Annotated in this window: 9 protein-coding genes; 8 read left to right on the forward strand and 1 reads right to left on the reverse strand. The window is 59.5% G+C overall.

Annotated features, from left to right (window positions below; translation table 11 throughout):
• The first annotated feature begins 158 nt into the window (after nucleotides 1-158).
• The 4 genes from C3938_RS18290 (at nucleotide 159) to C3938_RS03055 (ending at nucleotide 10,278) form a co-directional block, all read left to right on the forward strand.
• The gene (locus tag C3938_RS18290) at nucleotides 159-5,462 is read left to right on the forward strand and encodes a S8 family peptidase (RefSeq protein WP_105101776.1); all 5,304 of its coding nucleotides are present in this window, start codon (nucleotides 159-161) and stop codon (nucleotides 5,460-5,462) included.
• Between the two features lie 230 nt (nucleotides 5,463-5,692).
• Nucleotides 5,693-6,490: a transporter gene (locus C3938_RS03045; protein WP_233998618.1), complete on the forward strand. Its 798-nt coding sequence runs from the start codon at nucleotides 5,693-5,695 to the stop codon at nucleotides 6,488-6,490.
• 106 nt (nucleotides 6,491-6,596) lie between these two features.
• Nucleotides 6,597-8,729 carry a transporter substrate-binding domain-containing protein gene (locus tag C3938_RS03050; protein ID WP_158681540.1) on the forward strand — a complete coding sequence of 711 codons (2,133 nt, stop codon included), beginning with the start codon at nucleotides 6,597-6,599 and terminating at the stop codon, nucleotides 8,727-8,729.
• A gap of 109 nt (nucleotides 8,730-8,838) precedes the next feature.
• Nucleotides 8,839-10,278 (forward strand): DUF1254 domain-containing protein, encoded by a 1,440-nt coding sequence (locus C3938_RS03055; RefSeq protein WP_105101779.1) that lies wholly within the window; start codon nucleotides 8,839-8,841, stop codon nucleotides 10,276-10,278.
• 2 nt (nucleotides 10,279-10,280) lie between these two features.
• On the opposite strand, the gene C3938_RS03060 is transcribed toward C3938_RS03055, so the two are convergent.
• On the reverse strand, nucleotides 10,281-11,156 hold the full coding sequence (locus C3938_RS03060; protein ID WP_105101780.1) for a helix-turn-helix domain-containing protein: 876 nt from the start codon (nucleotides 11,154-11,156) through the stop codon (nucleotides 10,281-10,283).
• A 45-nt stretch (nucleotides 11,157-11,201) separates the two neighbouring features.
• Here C3938_RS03060 and C3938_RS03065 point away from each other — a divergent pair, with 45 nt between their 5' ends.
• From C3938_RS03065 to C3938_RS03080, 4 genes are all read left to right on the forward strand, one after another.
• Nucleotides 11,202-12,560, forward strand: coding sequence for an acyl-CoA dehydrogenase family protein (locus C3938_RS03065; RefSeq protein WP_199775479.1), 1,359 nt, complete (start codon nucleotides 11,202-11,204; stop codon nucleotides 12,558-12,560).
• Between the two features lie 37 nt (nucleotides 12,561-12,597).
• Nucleotides 12,598-13,731: a saccharopine dehydrogenase family protein gene (locus tag C3938_RS03070; RefSeq protein ID WP_105101781.1), complete on the forward strand. Its 1,134-nt coding sequence runs from the start codon at nucleotides 12,598-12,600 to the stop codon at nucleotides 13,729-13,731.
• A gap of 74 nt (nucleotides 13,732-13,805) precedes the next feature.
• A complete protein-coding gene (locus C3938_RS03075) occupies nucleotides 13,806-15,389 on the forward strand; it encodes an AMP-binding protein (RefSeq protein ID WP_105101782.1) in 1,584 nt (527 codons plus the stop codon).
• Nucleotides 15,389-16,627: a thiolase family protein gene (locus C3938_RS03080; protein WP_105101783.1), complete on the forward strand. Its 1,239-nt coding sequence runs from the start codon at nucleotides 15,389-15,391 to the stop codon at nucleotides 16,625-16,627. Before C3938_RS03075 ends, C3938_RS03080 begins: the two co-directional genes overlap by 1 nt.
• Nucleotides 16,628-16,629 lie beyond the last annotated feature (2 nt).

Here is a 16,629-nt window from a genome sequence, read left to right on the forward strand (position 1 = left end):
TTTGTACAACTCGCAACGCCAGTACTGGCGCCATCTCCGCGCTCGCCCGCCACAATTTTGCACAGTTTCACAGGCTCCACTTTGTTATACGGAAGCAGTTCTCGCGGCACCGCGCCGCAGTTCATTTCAATAACAGTTCCTTCCAAAGGAGAAGAAACGTGAAAATAAAAACCCTCGCGACGGTGATCGCCTCCGCGCTGTGTACCAGCGGCGTGGCGGCATCCGTCAACACTCATCCGGGGCCCGGGCTGCATCAGATCAAAGCGTCACAGATCGTCCGAAACACGCAACCTGTTGCCGCAACCACTCAAGAAAGTTCCACGCCGTCCCTTCAGCAACGCCGACCGGGCGGAGTCAACCAGCAGATCCGTCCAGCCTCCGCTGCGAACAAATTCGCCCATGAGCCGGAGCGCAGCGGTGAAGACGTATATATCGTGCGTCTGAACGACCTGCCTGTAGCCACCTACGATGGTCGCGTAAAAGGCTATGAGGCCACATCGCTCAGCGCACTGCGGACCGAAGCGGCTCAGGGTATCCTGGCGGTGCCGCGCGGCCCGCGAGGTCTGGAGACGATTCAGCAGAATCGCGCGCAGGGCTACAAAAACTTCCTGCAACAGAAGCAGCAGACGGTGCTGCAGGAAGCCCGCGGCCTCGGTGTCAAGCGCAACCCGCGCCTGCAGTTCACCGACGCCATCAATGGCTTCACCATAAAAATGACTCAGGCCCAGGCGAAGAAACTTGCCGAGTCACCGAACGTGGCCTTCGTACAGCGCTCCGACATGTTGCAACTGCACACGGATCGCGGTCCGGAATTTATCGGCGCCGACAAAATCTGGAACGGTGAGACCAAGGTCAATCCCGGTTTGGACCTGAAGGGCGAAGGCATGATCGTGGGTATCCTGGATACCGGCATCAATACCGACCACGTATCTTTTGCCGACATCGGTGATGACGGCTACGACCACACCAATCCCTGGGGTGAAGGTGTCTACGTGGGCGACTGTGCCACCGGTGCCTCTACCTGTAACGACAAGCTGATCGGTGTGTGGAGCTGGCCTCTCATCACCGACGGTTACAACGGCGTGCGCCCGCCCAGCGGCGAGGACTACAACGGCCACGGCAGCCACACCGCCAGTACTGCGGCGGGCAACGTCGTGCACAATGTGCCGCTGCTCGGTGGCTCTCTGGGTGACGGCGACGGCATTCCCAGCGGCTTCGAATTCGAGCAGGTAGCCGGTGTCGCCCCCCACGCCAATATCATTTCCTATCAGGTCTGTATCCCCAACGGCGGCTGCCCCACCGAAGCGGTGCTGAAGGCAGTGGACCAGGCGATTCAAGACGGCGTGGACGTAATCAACTACTCCATCGGCGGTGGCGACAACCTCCCCTGGGACAGCGCGGATGCACTGGCCTTCCTGTCTGCGCGCGAGGCGGGTATCTCCGTGGCGGCCTCTGCCGGCAACGCCGGTCCCGGCTTCTATACCCTGTCGCACACAGCGCCCTGGTACGCCGTTGTGGCCGCGACCACCTCCGACCGCAAGATGAACATTACCGGAAATGGCATAGCCCTGAGTGGCGGCGCCACCACCCCGCCGAACTTCTATGTCGACCCCACCGATGAATGGGATAACGTCGCCGGTATCTCCGCTTCCGGTATCGTTGGCACCCCGGTCATCGCCGCCGATTACGGCGACGAACTGTGCCTGAACGAGTTTCCCGCCGGCACCTTTGAAAGCAACGAAATCGTTATCTGTAAGCGCGGCCAGAACGCCCGCGTGGCCAAGGCCTTCAATGTACAGGCGGGCGGCGCCGGCGGCTTTATTCTCTACAACGCCGGCGACGAAGAAGATTCCAAGCTGATCGACGATATCTTCCCGCTGCCGGGCCTGCATATCGGCAGCTACAAAGGCGCGGAACTGCTGGCCTGGATCAACGATGGCGGCAGTGATCACACCCTGACCATCACCGCGGCCACTATCGACCGCACCCTCGATCCGGCAGAGGGCGATCTGCTGGCGGACTTCTCCTCTCGCGGTCCCGCTCAGCACTTTACCGGCAGCCTGGCGCCGCATATCAGCGCCCCCGGTGTGAATATCCTCGCGGCCTACGCCGACGAGCACCCCTTCCACCCGGATTCCGCGGAGTCCAAAGACTGGACCATGATCAGCGGTACCTCCATGGCCAGCCCCCATGTGGCAGGCGCGATGACCCTGATCAAACAGGCGCATCCGGACTGGACGGCAGCGGAAGTACAGTCCGCGCTGCAGATGACCGCCGCGCAGACCGTAAGCTACAAGTACAGCAGCTGGTCTGACGCCACCCGCCCGGCACACACCTATCGCGCAGGCAGCGGTCGTGTGGATGTGGCGGCCGCCGTGGACAGCGGTCTGGTGATGGACGAGACGGCAGCCAACTTCGAGTACGCCAACCCGAACAATGGCGGCGACGTGAAACAGCTGAACCTGCCGCAACTGGTCGACAACCACTGCCGCACGAACTGCTCCTGGATCCGTACAGTCCGCGCTACCCGCGCCGGCGAGTGGACCGTGAGCAACGGCGACTGGACCTATGACATCTGGAATACCGGTCAGGGCGAGGTCGCGGTCAGCGGTGCCAGGATCGAGGCCTACCCGTCCAGTTTCAAACTGGAGGCCGGCCAGAGCCAGACCATCATCTTCCGTGCCGATCTCACCGACGTTCAATGGGAACGCAACACGGTCATTGGCGGCCTGGAAGAGCTGGACCAGATGGAGCTGTGGAGCGAAGTACGTTTCACGCCGAAGAGTGACGATATTCCAGCGGCCCACTGGCCGGTGTCCATCAACTTCGACCGCGGCGGCCTGCCCAGCGCGGTGAATGTAGACGTACACCGCAATAACGGCGCCTACCATGTGAAGGACCTGCCGCTGCCGGCGATGAACAGCGTCCAGTACCGCGGTTTCGGTCCGGTCAAGGCGACGGTGGAGGAAATCACGCTGAACCAGGATAACAACCATATTCCGGTACGCGATGACAACGACTACAGTCCCGGCCACGCGCGCGTGAGCCTGCACGAGATTCCGGCGAACACGGCGCGTTTCGTAGTGGAAGTCCTGGAAAACGTGAAGAGCCCCGGCTGGCACGAGTATCGCGGTCCGCTGCACGGCTGGATGACCGTTTATATCGGTCGCGATAGCAACGCAGACGGCCTAGCGGACTTCGATACCGAGCTGCTGTGCGCCTCTTCCACTGAAATCGAGATGAACTACTGCAGTATCAGCAACCCGGATGCCGGTAGCTACTGGGTAGTGGTGGACAACCACCGCATTAACGCGACCGACTACGAGGATCTCGACGGCTTCGAGCTGAAGGACACCTACAAGCTGGCCACCGCCCTGGTACCGGCGACCGCAGGCGGCCTGCAGGTGAGTGGTCCCACCAGCACCAATGGCAACAAGGTGGGTGTGGATCTGACCTGGAACATGAGCGACTTCGAGGAAGGCGATGTAGCCTACGCCGGCTTCGATATCGGTACCTCCAATGCGCCGGGGAGTGTCGGCTTCGTACCGGTGAAACTGACCCGTGGCGTCAACGATCTAAGCCTCACTACCAGCCAGACGCAGGCAAAAGGTGGTGACGTGATCGACGTCAGCGTGCATATGGTGGAGAACAATTCCGGCATCGACCGCGAGATCGAACTGCTTGGCCAGTTGCCGAAAGGACTGACCCTTGTGGAAGGTTCGGTGAGAGTCAGCAACCCACTGATGCGCGACGGCCTGATGGTCGACGGCGACCTCATCAGTGTCGCCGGCGTGCAGAAGAACTCCGAAAACTGGCAGCGCGATTACAAGGTCACCACCAGCGAAACCGACCAGGCTTGCCGCACGCCGGTATACAGCAATGGTATCGTGGCCAGCGAGGGCGGGTTCGTCGGCCTTTCCGAGCGATTCGGTCTGTCTCCCGACTTTGGCGGCACCGCCATGGACTCGCAAAAGCCGGAATTCGCCATTCCCCTGTTCGCTTTCTGGGGTGAAGATGGAGAAATGAACCTGTTCCACAACGAGGAGTTCAAGGCCTACGGCAACCTGTATGTGTCACCGCAGGGCTACGCCTCTCTGGATCAGTACTCCTGGTACCCCAATCAGCACTGGATTCACAGGGAATTCCCCTACTACTCCGACCCCTACTCACCATTCATTGGTGTTTTCTGGAAAGGCGTTGACAACAGCGTGACCTGGTTTGACGTCCAGGCAGACATGCTGGGTACACCGCTGAATCCGGATCCCTGGAATCCGGCGATGAACTCCGGCATGGTGATGGGCTACGCCTACGACCCGGATAATAATGTCAACGACATTATTATCGAGTGGAATAACGCGCGTACCCAGAAGGTTGCACAGGATCCACTGACATGGGAGCTCGCGGTAACAGAAGACAAGGCCGATCGCTATAACTTCAACCTGATCCTGAGCAAGGGTTACCGTTATGGTGAAAGTGAGTTCGAAGTCATTATGGCTTACGGCAATATGGACTTTGCCGGTGAAGGTGGCGATGGCTCCGTCGGCTTGCACGGCAACTATGGTCCGCTGGATATCTACGGCTTGCCCTTCTACTTCGATCAGGAAATTGGCAAGAACTTCGCTTTTAACGACCTGGACAGCAAGCTGAAAAAAGATCTGGTGATCTGCTACGACTATGTGGGCCCGGAATCCACTCAGTTCGATCTGAATTTCCAGGTGCGTGTAGCGGAAACTGCCGCCGGTCAGGATCTGGAGCTGGCCTTCGTCAGCGATATCGACGGTATGGCCCAGGAAGCCGTAGCCCAGATCATCGTGGTACCGGGCAACCTGACCCTGGCTGGCATCGCCAACCAGACCGTTGCGGAAAACACTACGCTGGATGGTATCCAGGTGGTCTATCTGGATAAGGACGCGGCACCGAACATCATTGAGGTGAGCGGCGAGCACATCTCCGCAACCGTATCCGGCCACACCTCTGGTTCTACCATCAGCATCACTCCGGAAGCCAACTGGTATGGCGAGACGGACGTGACCGTTACCGTTCGCGATGAACAGGTGCCGAGTGACAAGCACAGTATCGCCTTCAAGCTAACAGTAACTTCAGATGGCAAGGAACCTGGTTGTACCGATCCGGCAGCTACCAATTACGATTCTGGTGCGAATCATAACGATGGTAGCTGTATCTACCCGGAGCCGGAGCCGGAGCCTGAGCCTGAGCCCGAGCCCGAGCCCGAGCCTGAGCCCGAGCCCGAGCCCGAGCCCGAGCCCGAGCCCGAGCCCGAGCCCGTATTAGGCTGCACCGACTCGAATGCAACCAACTACGACACCAACGCTACGGAGAACGACGGCAGCTGTAAGTACAAGAAAAAGAAAAAAGGTGGCTCCACCGGCACCATCCTGCTCGGACTGCTGATGGCATTGGGACTTGTCCGCCGCTTCAGGTTTAGTGTTGTGGCGCGATAAGCCAGCAGATCTTACAAGCGTCCTATTGAAATCGCGGTAACCGGAAGTGTCACCGCGATCCTCTCTCTTGCCCCGGTTATCCCGGGGCTTTTTTCGTTCCAGGTTTCCCTCACGCGGGACACCACCATCGTCGACCGCCAACTCCAATTCTGTACGTGGCGGCACATTCCCAGGCTTTCTGCCTACACTTTCACCAATAGACACGGAAGGTTTCACTGCGGAGATGGCTCATGGGACGCCCAAAACTCTGCCTACTGTTATGGATGGCACTGGTTTCCATCCCGTGCAGTGCACAGGATGACGAACTCCTCGCCAAAATGCTCGCCAATCCCGTTGGCGCCCCCAACAGCGTGCCGCTGCAGGCTAACTGGAATTACAACGTCGGCCCCAGAGAAGAAGGCAAACGCTTCGTCCTCAATATTCAACCCGTCCTGCCGTTTTCCATCAACGAACACTGGAACCTGTACAGTAGAACCATTCTGCCCGTGGTTCATCAGCAGGATGTACTACCCGGCAGTGGCGTCCAAAACGGAATCGCCGATACCGTGCAGCAATTTTTCTTTTCCCCAAAGAAATCACCGGGGACCAAGTTGCGCTGGGGCGCTGGCCCTGTGGTACTGATTCCGACGGGCTCCGAAGACTTACTGACGTTCGGGAAATGGGGGGCAGGACCCACCGCGGTCGCTCTGCTACAGGACGGCCCGTGGACCGTCGGTGCACTGGCCAATCAAATATGGTCTTTCGCCGGATCTGATCACCGACCGGATATCAACCAGGGATTTATCCAGCCGTTTTTGGCCTACACCACCTCGCGGGCCTGGAGCATCATCTTCATGTCCGAGTCCACCTATAAATGGGATACGGAAGAGTGGACAGTGCCACTCAACCTTCTCGCGGCCAAGGTATTCAAAATCGGCAGCCAACACGTTCAACTGAGAGCGGGCCCGCGCTACTACGCGGAAAGTACCGATCTGGCCCCCCATGGCTGGGGCTTCCGCGTCAATCTCATTTTGATGTTTCCCGAATAGACTGCCGTGACCAGCGCCAATGACGCCTGTAATTTCAATACCGAGCGCAATCTTCCTTAAGATCCGGTTCCTCACACGGTTACTACGGCGATGGTACGTATTACTGTTGATCGTCACATTAGCGGGGTGCGGCGGAAATCCGGAAGATCTGTCCGCACAAAAGGCAGCGGAGGGCCACAACAGCGCCTATGTGGAAACCGGAGATCTCGCGGCACTCAAAAAGCGGGGGACTATCCGTTTCGTCAGTGTGTCGGTGCTTGAGGAAAATGTTCTTGAGCAGTTCCGTCGCTCCGAGATCGTCACCCAGCGGCACTACGAGCGCGCCATGGAATTCGCCCGCCGACTTAAACTGAAACCGGTGTGGATGCGAGCGCAGACAGATCAGGAAATCATTGAGATGCTGCAAAGCGGCAAGGCCGATATTGCCGTAGACAGCGCCATCGTCACCGAGGAACGGCGCGAGCAGGTGAACTTCACTATCCCACTGGAAAAAATCCACCAGCTACTGGTTACCGGTCGCCACGGACCGGATATCAGCAACGTGGAAAATCTTCGCAACGTAACGCTGATGGTGATCAAAGGCACGGTTCTCGTGGATACAGCGAAAGAGATCATCAAGGCGCACCCCGACGCAAATCTCACGCTGCAGGAAATACCCTTTTCAGAAGGCGTCGACCAGTTTATCGATCAGGTAAATCGCGAGCGCAACGCGGTTACCATTATGCCGAGCAATATTGCCAAGGGTGTCACCGAGTATCGTAGCGACGTCCGCCTGGGTGCCCAGGTTTCCGACCTGCAAAGTATCGCCTGGGCTTACCGGCATAACTCCCCCGAACTCGGACAGCGCCTGGACAACTTCCTTACCAGTACCCTGGTCAACCCCATCGAAAAGCGTATCGCCGACTGGAAGCAGATAAAGGAATCCGGCGTTATTCGCCTGCTGACTTACAACGGGCCGACCGGATACTTCTTATGGAAAGGTGTTCTGATGGGGTGGGATTACGACCTCGCCGTCGCCTTTGCAGAAAAACACAAGTTGCAGTTGCAGGTGGTTGTTGTCCCCTTCGAACACAGTCTGGTGGAGTGGCTCAAGGAGGGCCGGGGGGATTTCGCCGGTTCCTTTTCCACGTTGACACCGGAGCGCAAGGCACAAGGTGTAGCCTTTAGCACACCGTTCGCGGAAATGGCGGAGCAGATTCTCAGCAACAGGAAAGAGCCTCCGATAACCAACCTCGAAGATCTCAAAGGGCGAACACTGATACTGCGCGCCTTCTCACCCTTCAGCGCCAGTGCGCACGCCCTGGAAAAGGCCGGGCTCGGGGTGAACGTCGAACTCGCACCACCGCAAGACTCCTACATGTGCCTGATCAACAAGGTCGCGGAAGGCGAACTCGATGCAACCATCATGGATGCCCACACTGCGCAGATTGAGGCATCCCTGAGACCGGATCTGATAGCGGGTATGATGACCAGCGATCCGAAGCCCAAAGGTTGGATGGTGCTGCCGGAAAACCAAAAACTGCTGCAGGAAATCAACACATTCATCCGCGACTATCGCAAGAGCGAAGCCTACTCCGAACTGGTAAAGCATTATCTGGAGCCCAAAAGTCGCTATCTGCCGCGTATGCAGGCACGTATCGTACCCGGTGCGGATATCTCGCCCTACGACGACCTTGTCAAGGCCTCTGCCGCGGAATACCGGTTTGACTGGCGAATGGTCGTGGCACAAATGTGGCAGGAGAGCAGTTTCAATCCCAACGCAGTGTCACCCGCGGGGGCACAGGGGCTGATGCAGGTGATGCCGCGCACCGCGGAGGACATGGGTTTCGATCCGCCACTGTTCGACCCGGAGCGGGGAATCCAGGCCGGAGTCAAATATCTCCGCTGGGTCCACGATCGCTTTCCCGAATCATTGGATGAAGATGAAAAGCTGTGGTTTACCCTCGCGTCCTATAATGCCGGATACGGTCACCTTCTCGATGCACGACAACTCGCGGAAAAGCTGGGTCTGGATCCCGATCAATGGTTCGATAATGTCGAAGTCGCCATGCTGAAACTTTCCGAACCCCGCTATTTCGAAAAGGCCCGCTATGGCTTTGTGCACGGCGCTGAGCCAGTCGCATACGTGCGCAATATCAGCAACCTGTACAAAGCCTATGCGGAAGTGGCCAGCGGGGATATTTCCCGTGCGGAAGGAAGCCCCTCGATCGAGGCAATATTCATCGCGATACCGGATTAACTGTCTAAACTTCCTATCACGTATCAGACAAATTGCCCGGTGTTTCTCGCGCTGGTCGCGTTCGTACACCCCCCTCCGCCCCGCTTATCCATACGACCAAGGAGTCCCGATGAATCGTTCGATAACCTGGCGCACGCTTACCAGGGCCATGATGGCTCTCACCGTGAGCCTGTCTGCATTCAGCACATCCGCGCATGCGGAACTGACGCCGGAAGCGGCGAAACAGATTGCCGTGGAAACCTATATCTACGGCTATTCGCTGATCTCGGTGGAAATGACCCGCAAGGTCATGACCAACGTTGCCAAGCCCAGTACCAAGCATGCGCCCATGGGGCAGTTTGCCAATCTGCGCGAGTATCCCTCGGCCAAGTTCCGCGACGTTACCGCGCCCAATGCGGACACGCTGTACTCCAACGCATTCGTTGACCTTTCCGAAGAGCCCTGGGTTGTGAGCTGGCCGGATATGGGCGATCGCTATTACGTGTGGGAGTTTTATGACGCCTGGGTGCCGGTCGTCTTCGACCCCGGTTCCCGCACCACCGGACAGAAGGCGCAAACCTATGTCCTGACCGGCCCCGGTTGGAGCGGCAAATTACCCGCCGGTGTAAAAGAGGTGAAGTCCCCCACGGCCACCGTGTGGATTCTCGCCCGCACCTATTCCACCGGAACCCCGGAGGACTATAAAAAAGTATGGGCGCTGCAGGATCAGTACAAGCTCTACCCTCTCAGTGCCTGGGGCAAAAACTACGTGCCTCCCGCGGGAAAAGTGGATCCGTCAATTGATATGAAGACCGCGGTACGCGATCAGGTCAACGCACTGAACGCCGAGCAGTACTTCGGCTGGATGGCGGAGCTGATGCAAAACAACCCGCCCACGGCCGAAGACGCACCGATGGTCGCGAAGATGAAGAAAATCGGCCTGGAGCCGGGCAAGCCTTTCGATCTTGGCAAGCTCAACCCCGCCGTCGCCGCCGCCATTAAACAGGCCCCCCAAACCGCCTGGGAGCAGATCGTCGCCTATACCAAAGACTCCGGAAAAATAAATAACGGCTGGCTGGTCAACCTCAAGGTCGGTCACTACGGCACCAACTATATGGCCCGCGCCTGGCTCTCGGCGTTTGGTATCCCCGCTAACGCCCCCAAGGACGCGGTCTACCCCGTTGGCCAGACCGATGCCGATGGCAACCCGCTGGATGCCTCCAAACACAACTACGTGATCCATTTCAAATCCGAAAAGGATTTGCCACCGGCCAACGGATTCTGGTCTCTGACCATGTACGACGACGAGTACTTCTTTGTGCCCAATCCGCTGAACCGCTATACCCTCAGCGAGCGCAATTCACTCAAGAAAAACGCTGACGGATCCATCAGTCTGTACCTGCAGAAGGACAATCCCGGCCCGGAGAAGGAATCCAACTGGCTGCCCGCACCGAATGCGAAATTCATTCCCATGTTCCGCCTTTACTGGCCGAAGGAGAATCCACCATCCGTGCTGGATGGCAGCTGGTGGCCGCCGGTCATTGAGAAAAACAGCGCATCAGAACGCTGAACTCAGGCTCTGCCCCGACTCGCCAGGCGCGCGCGGAACTGTGCAGGGGTGACCGCGTGCGCCGCGCGAAAACTGGCGGTCAGATGGCTCTGACTGCTGAAGCCGCACTCCTGGGCAATGCTGGCAATCGGCATTTCTGACAGAGACAACAGCTTGCGCGCCTGCTCCAGGCGCGCTGCCAATACATAGCGGTGCGGCGCCATACCCACCGCATCCTGAAACAGGCGCCGGAAATGCGCCTGGCTGACACCCGCTCGCAGCGCCAGCGCATCTGCCGAAAGATCCCCCGCCAGGTTCTGGTGAATATGATTCAACACCGCCTGCAAACGCGAAAAGTGCGCGTGGCGCGGGCTGATACCACCGGTACCCGGTGTGGTCAGCACGCGGTAAGTCTGCTCCAGCATCAACGCCGCCAGCCGCCCCATAAACGCCTGATCCGCCACCGGCCCCTTGTGCAATTCGCTCACCAGCTGCTGCGCCGCGGCGCCCACCAGCGGATCGCTGAAGGGCAGCGGCTGGCCGCGGGACCCTGCTAACAACTCCAGGTTCGCCATGGTGTCCGTGCCGCCCTCAAGAAAATAAAACACGGAAAAATCCACCGTGCCGGAGTAGTGCCAGTGGGTGGGTACACCGCGGGGAATCAGCAGCGACTGGGTCGGCAGGTTCTGGCTGACCCAGTGATCCTGCTCCCCCTCCTTCACCTGCCCGCCACCAAACTGGTTGATCAGACCAACGCAGTCCAGGCCGGATACGGTGCGTTCGATGGTCTGATACATGTAACGCTCCACAAAGAGCGGCACCTCCCCTTCGATAAACCCCTCGAGAATGGGCTTTTGCCCAAGCTCTTCGCGTACTTTCAGCCAGCTCGACTGCGGCAAATCCCAACCCTCCCTATGAGCGGATTTTGATAAAGATACGCACAGTTGCTGAAAGTCACCAGCGCCTTCGACGGCGCACACTGTGCGCTGCAGATAACAAATACGCGCGAGGCACCGATAGCGATGCAACTGAAAACCCAACTGACCCTGCCGGACGTCGGACTCTCCGGCTTTGAAACGCCGCTCAGCGAAGAGGAAGCAGCCATCCAGGCCTCCGTGCACCGTTTCGCCCGCGATACTCTGCGTCCGCTGGGCGCGGAGCTGGACAGGATGAGTGCCGATGACGTGGTTGCTCCCGGCTCCCCCTATTACAGCGCCTTTGCCGAGTTCGCCAAACTTGGTTTGAGCCCGGAGTTGCTGTCGGAACTCCCCCCGGAAATGGCGGTGCGCGTGGAGTCCCTGATTGGCGAGGAGCTTGGCTGGGGCGACGCCGGCCTCGGTGTATCGCTCGGCGCCGCAGGCTTCCCCCTGCAGATGGCCACCGCCATGGGCGACCGCGAACTGATCGAGCTGTGCACCGGCAAAATCGGCTGTTGGGTGATTACCCAGCCGGACAGGGGCAGCGATGTGCAGGTGTTCGACATGGCCCGCGAATGGGTGCCCGGCCAGCAAGGCAACAAGGGCAACCTGTGGGCACAGGTGCGCGGCGATGACATTGTCATCAACGGTCAGTGCTCGGCGTGGGTCTCCAACGGCGCCGTAGCGCAGGTGGCACTCTGTTATATGGCCGCCGATTACGGCGACGGCTTTTTCGAGGCGGATGGACGACCGAACGGCCTGAGCGTCATCGTGCCCCTGGATCTCCCCGGTGTTACCCGTGGCAAACCGCTGGACAAAATCGGCCAGCGCGCCCTGCCCCAGGGTGAAATCTATTTCGACAATGTACGCGTGCCGAAACGTTACGCGGTGGCGTTGAAAGACGAGTACTACGGGAACATGGCCTCTACCTGGTCCTACGCCGGCACCCATATGTCCCAGGTGTTTACCGGTGTGGCGCGCGCCGCCTTTGAAATGGCCCTGCAGTATTGCCACGAACGCAAACAGGGTGGCCGCCTGCTGATCGACCACCAGCTCACTCGCTTCCGCCTCGGCGACATGCTGCGCCGAGTGGAACTGGCGCGGGCCACCGCACGCCGCGCGCTGGCGTTTGCGCGCCTGTCGCCCAACAGCCATCCCTATGCCACCGCGTCTGCCAAGGTCACCGTCACCGAGGAAGCCATGCATGTGGCCGGCGAAGCGCTGCAACTATTTGGCGGCGCCGGCACCTCGCGGGAATACCCCATCGAAAAACTGGTGCGCGACGCCCGCGCCGCGCTGATCGAAGACGGCGAAAACCGTGTACTCACCATGCGCCTGGGGCTGCTGGCCCAGCAACTCTATGCCGAAGGCTGGACCCAGAACTGATTCCAAAAACAATGAGAATGATTGAGGAGAGAAAACAATGGCCAAATATCCCGTAGTCATTTATGGAGCCAGCGGCTACACCGGCATGCTGATCATGGACTGGCTGATCGATCAGAATATTCCCTTCACCGCCGTGGCCCGCAACGCCGGGCGCGTACAGGAAATGATGTCCCAGCGGGTAGTGCGCCTGGAATCCGCGACCTACGAAATCATCGAAGCGGAACACACTGTCGATAGTCTGGCAACGGCTTTTACCGGCGCCAAGGTGGTGTGTAACACCGTCGGTCCGTTTGTGAATTTTGGTCTGGTCGGCGTTGAAGCCGCATTGAAAGCGGGCTGCCACCACATCGACACCACCGGCGAACAGGAATACATCCGCACCGTGCGCGACGAGTATGGCGAGCAGTTCCGTCAGGCGGGCCTGCTGGTTTCCCCCTCGCTCGCGTACATGTACACCTTCGCGGAAATTGCCGCGGAACTCGCACTGGAGCACCCGGGCATTGACGCGCTGGAAACCACCACCCTGTGCCGCGGCCCACGCGAAGGTGTCGCCGGGGTTACCGTGGGTTCCACCGCGTCCATTTTTGAAATGCTGCGTGCGCGCGAATACTACCTGTGGGACGGCAAACTGAAAGAGCACGCCCCCCACACCTCTTTCAACATCACCTCGCCGCACTTCATGCAGCCGGTGTTCTCCCTGCCCTGGGGCGGTACCTCACTGCCGATTTATTTCGAAAAAGATTCACGGGTGAAGAGCTGTGTTTCCTCCGTCGGCTTCTACGATAACGACGTGATGCAGAAGGTGCACCAGCTCAGTTACAAGTGGGAAGAGGAGTACAGGGACCTGCCGCGTGAACACCAGGATGAGGTGATCAGGCAGGTAGTGGCGTCCACCACTCCGAGCATGCCGCCGCGGGAGCGCACCACGCAAATGCGTATGGTGGATACCGCCATCGGTCGCGGCCAGCTTTCCGCGGTGCGCGCGGAAGTCTTCGGTACCACCGCGTATATCGCCACCGGCGCCCTGCAGACCGCCGCGGTCATCAAACTGCTGGAAGGTGAAACCAACAAGGTGGGCTTCGCCTCCGGCTCCAAGGCCTTCGGTCACCGTTACCTGTTGGGCTTCCTCGAAGAACGCGGCCTGGCGCGCGCTTCCGTCACTCAACTGTAACTGCCGCGCAGTTATTCCCTGCCATCGCCGCGGCTCCCGCTTTCGGGAGCCGCGCCTGTTTCGAGGAATTTCCCATGGCCATTATCGATTTCTTTGACCGCGGCTGGCGCGGCAATCCGGAGGGCAGCGCGTATATCCAGGACGACCGCCACTACAGTTTCAACGAAGTGGGTCAATTGTCCTGCCGCATTGCCAACGCGCTGCTCGCCGAAGGCTTCGGCAAAGAAACCAAAGGCGCGGTCTGGGCCGGCAACGACGTGACGGCCTGGACCTGCACCCTCGGCCTGTGGCGCGCCAACATGTGCTGGATTCCCGTGGGTGCACGCAATGCCGTGGAGGAAAACCTCTATGTGCTGGACGCCTTTGATTGCGAAATTCTTTTCTTCCAACAGGCGTTCGCCGACACCATCGCCGCGCTGCAGTCGCGGCTGCCGAAAATCCGACTCTGGGTTTGTGTCGATGGCGAATCACCGCAAGTGATCGAGAGTATTTCCCTGAACGGCTGGGTGGAAACCCAGCCAGCCAGTAAACCGGAAGTGCCGGTGGACCCGGACGATGTGATCATGCTGTCCGCCACCGGCGGCACCACCGGCGCACCCAAGGGCGTGATGAACACCCACCGCAGTACCCAGGCCTTCTGCGCGCATTTCATGATGCGCTGTACCTATGGTGGTGAGAGGGGAGGCAACGAGCGCCCGGTGAACCTGGCCGCGGCCCCCATCACCCATACGGCCGGCCTGCTGTCGGTGCCCTGCTCCGCACTCGGCGGTACCGTAGTGGTGGTGACCAAGCCGGACCCGGCCCTGCTGCTGGGCGCCATCCCGAAATACAAGGTCACCGAATTATTCCTGCCGCCGACGGTCATCTACCGCCTGCTGGATATTCCCGACCTGAAACAGAAAGTGGATTTCTCGTCGCTGAAATATTTCATGTACGGCGCCGCGCCCATGTCCGTGGAGAAACTGAAACAGGCTATCGACACCATCGGCCCGGTGATGATGGGCGGCTACGGCCAGACCGAAGCCCCCGCCTCCATCGCCTACCTGCGCCCCGACGAGCACTTCGATACCGATGGCAACCTCGCTTCCGACACGCGCCTGTCTTCCGTCGGCCGCCCCAACGCACTGATCCGTTGCGAAATCATGAACGAAGCGGGAGAAATTCTCGCTGCCGGTGAAAGCGGTGAGATCTGCGTGCGCGGCGACCTGGTGATGAAAGGCTATTACAAAGCCCCGGAAAAAACCGCCGAAGCCATTATCGACGGCTGGCTGCATACCGGTGATATCGGCCATATCGATGCCGACGGTTACCTGCATATCACCGACCGCAAAAAAGACATGATCATCTCCGGCGGTTTCAATGTGTACCCCAGCGAAGTGGAACAGGTGATCTGGAGCCACCCGGCGGTGCGGGACTGCGCGGTAATCGGCGTGCCCGATGCACAGTGGGGCGAAACGGTAAAAGCGATGGTGGAACTGAATCAGGGGCAGTGCGCGACCGCCGAGGAATTGGTTGCCCTGTGCAAGGAAAAACTCGGCTCGGTGAAGTCGCCCAAGTCCGTGGATTTTATCGACGCGCTGCCGCGCAGCCCCGTAGGCAAGGTGCTGAAAAAAGACCTGCGCGCGCGTTATTGGGCCGATAGCGAGCGGAAAATCTGATGAGCAATATCTACATTGCCGGTATCGCCATGACGGTGTTCGGCCGGCATCTTGAACGCAGCCTCCACGATCTCGCCGGCGAAGCGCTAAAAGGCGCGCTCCGCGATGCGGGTTGCACCACCGACGATTTGGGCATCGCCTATTACGCCGGCATGACCAACGGCCCGCTACAGGGCCAGATTTCCATTCCCGGCCAAGTGGTGCTCAGCAAGATCGGTGTGCACAGCATTCCGATCTTCAACGTGGAAAATGCCTGCGCCTCCGGCAGTTCCGCCGTTCATCTGGCGGTGCAGAGCCTGAAAGCCGGCAGCGCCGACGTGGCGCTGGCACTGGGTGCGGAGAAAATGAATATCCCCGATAAAGCCAAAGCCTTCGCACTGTTTGAAGGCGGCTGGGATGTATCCCGCGCGGAAGAGAATTACCGGACGCTGGTAAAAATGGGCGAGGGTGTAGCGGTGCCGGAAGGTTCTACCTCCGAGCGCCCCTACAGCCGGTTTATGGATATCTACGCCGCCATGTGTCGCTTCCATATGAAGACCTTCGGTACTACGCAGCGGCAGATTGCTGCGGTGTCGGCCAAAAACCACGGCCATTCGGTGCACAACCCCAACTCTCAGTTTCGCCAGCCGTTCACGGTGGAAGAAATATTGGCAGCGCCGCCCATTACCTACCCCATCACCCTGCCCATGTGTGCGCCACTGTCCGACGGTGCCGCCGCGGCCATTCTGTGTACCGAGGAAGGGCTCAAGCGCATTGGTGCCGACAGAAAACGCTGCATCAGAGTCGCCGCCAGTGTAATCCAGAGTTTCAGCCACCGCCCGCTGGAGAAGCCCGAGCTGCACGTAGGCCGCCGCGCGGCGGATCTCGCCTATGAAACCGCCGGGCTCGGCCCCGGAGATATGCAGGTAGCCGAAGTACACGACGCTTCCGCCATGGGTGAAATCATCCAGGCGGAAAACCTGCGCCTGGTACCACTGGGAGAAGGCGGTCCAGCCGCGGAGCGCGGGGATTTCACCCTCGGCGGGCGCATCCCGGTCAATACCTCCGGTGGCCTGCAATCCAAGGGCCATCCCCTCGGCGCCACCGGCATCGGCCAGCTGTACGAGCTGGTAACGCAGCTGCGCGGTGAGGCCGGTGCGCGGCAGGTGGTTGGCGCTCGCCACGCCATTCAGGAAAACGGTGGTGGTTTACAGGGTATCGAGGAAGCTGCCCTTGCGATTCATATTCTCAGTAAGTAACC

It is taken from the genome of Microbulbifer pacificus, from assembly GCF_002959965.1.
In the GTDB taxonomy this organism is placed as follows: Bacteria; Pseudomonadota; Gammaproteobacteria; order Pseudomonadales; family Cellvibrionaceae; genus Microbulbifer; species Microbulbifer pacificus_A.